Origin of the sequence: Micromonospora sp. D75 (assembly GCF_018070405.1) — a bacterium.
In the GTDB taxonomy this organism is placed as follows: Bacteria; Actinomycetota; Actinomycetes; order Mycobacteriales; family Micromonosporaceae; genus Micromonospora; species Micromonospora chalcea.
In genome coordinates this window covers 1-1,481 of sequence record NZ_JAGPXV010000954.1, presented here as the reverse complement: position 1 = coordinate 1,481, position 1,481 = coordinate 1, and the positions used below count along the sequence as shown (strand labels likewise).

Annotated in this window: 1 protein-coding gene; it reads left to right on the top strand. The window is 72.7% G+C overall.

From position 1 onward, the window contains the following. Positions 1–148 precede the first annotated feature (148 nt). On the top strand, positions 149–1,481 hold a 1,333-nt coding region (locus tag KBX39_RS31035), incomplete at its 3' end, for a hypothetical protein (protein ID WP_210873961.1).

The following is a 1,481-nucleotide window of genomic DNA, read 5'->3' as shown; positions in this document are numbered from 1 at the left end:
CGGCCCACGCGGCCGGCGCCCCAGACGGCGACATGACGTCCGCGCAGATCAGACAGGCGCACGGGCTCTCCTCGGACTCGGTCGGTGCACGGCGGTGGGGGTCGGCCCAGCCGGACACGGGCGGACGAACCAGGGCCTAGTATGGCGTGTGCCCAACGAGCAGCTGCGGCGGATGGACGCCTTCACCTTCCCGTCCTACTCGATCGACTTCGCCACCGGCGAGGTCCTGTTCGACTACGCCCTGACCGGTCCCGACGGCGAGCGGCGATTCACCGAGGTGATCACGCTCCCGCTGCCGGCCGAGCCGGTCTCCGACGCCACGGCGGCCACCCTGGCGCGGGTGCTGGAGCTGCTGCACGTGGTGGCCGGTGTCAGCTACTACAAGGCCGCCGCGCCACCCCGGCTGGTGCTGCCCGCGCCGCTGGGCGCCGCCGCCGTCGAGCTGGTCACCGCCGTCTACACCAAGGGCCTCGCCGAGTACGCGTACCGCAACGAGCTGCCGCACGTGCTGGAGCTGCGTCCCGAGGTGCCGTCCGGCGTCGTGGACCCGGCGGCCCCGCTGGACAACTCCGACCGGCGGCCGCTGTCGGCGGTGGGCGGCGGCAAGGACTCCATCGTCACGCTGGAGGCTCTGCGCCGCGCCGGCCTCGACCCGGTGCCCTTCTCGGTCAACCCGAACCACGTGATCGTGGCGGTGAACGAGGCGTCGGACCTGGTGCCGCTGGCCGCCCGGCGGCGGCTGGACCCGGTGCTGTTCGAGCTGAACGCGGCCGGCGCGCGCAACGGGCACATCCCGGTCACCGCGATCAACTCGCTGATCGCCGTGGCCACCGCCGTCCTGCACGGGCTCGGCCCGGTGGTGATGTCGAACGAGCGCTCGGCGTCCGACCCGAACCTGATCTGGAACGGCCACGAGATCAACCACCAGTGGTCCAAGGGCGTCGAGGCGGAAGGGCTGCTGCGCGCGGCGCTGGCCGAGCACGCCGGGCTCACCGAGCCGTACTTCTCGCTGCTGCGTTCCCTGTCCGAGCTGCACATCGCCCGGCTGTTCGCCGAGATCGACCGGTACGACGCGGTGGTGACCAGCTGCAACGCCGCGTTCAAGCTGCGCGACGCGAGCGAGCGCTGGTGCCGGGACTGCCCGAAGTGCCGCTTCGTGTTCCTCGCCATGGCCCCGTTCATGCCCCGGGAGCGGCTGACCGGCATCTTCGGCGGCGACCTGCTGGCCGACGAGTCCCAGGTGCCCGGCTACCGGGAGCTGCTCGGCGTCGACGGGCACAAGCCGTTCGAGTGCGTCGGCGAGGTGGAGGAGTCGGTGGTCGCGCTGAGCCTGCTCGCCCAGCAGGACCAGTGGCGCGACGCCCCGGTGGTACGCGCCCTGGTCGCGGCCCTGCCCGACACCGCCTGGCAGGCGGCCGCCACTTCCGACGTGTTCACCCCCGCCGGCCCGAACTTCGTCCCGCCCCCCTACGCCAAAACCC